Source organism: Marinicauda pacifica (assembly GCF_004793635.1).
GTDB lineage: Bacteria > Pseudomonadota > Alphaproteobacteria > Caulobacterales > Maricaulaceae > Marinicauda > Marinicauda pacifica.
Map to the genome: position 1 here is coordinate 1 of NZ_SRXV01000092.1, position 305 is coordinate 305.

The 305-nt window shown below is 61.3% G+C and carries 1 protein-coding gene; it reads left to right on the forward strand.

From position 1 onward, the window contains the following. A partial coding sequence (locus E5162_RS14520; protein WP_479684692.1) for an MBL fold metallo-hydrolase occupies positions 1 to 305 on the forward strand: 305 nt, incomplete at both ends.

A 305-nucleotide genomic window follows, 5' to 3' on the forward strand; every position in this document is an offset into this window, starting at 1 on the left:
CCGGAAACACCCCCGATCCGCTGTCCGGCACTTACCTGCCCACGGTCAATGTGGGGGAAGGCGACTTCGGCACGATGAACGGCCAGACTGCGCGATTCTATCACGCGCCGAACGCTCATACCGATGGCGACCTCTTCATCCATTTCGAGGATGCCAATGTGATCCACGCCGGTGACCTGCTCTCCTCCGGCCGCTACCCGTATATCGATCTGGACAATGGCGGGACGGTGCAGGGCTATATCGACGGCATGCAGATGATCGTCGATCGCGCCGAGGCCGACACGCAGATTATTGCCGGTCACGGC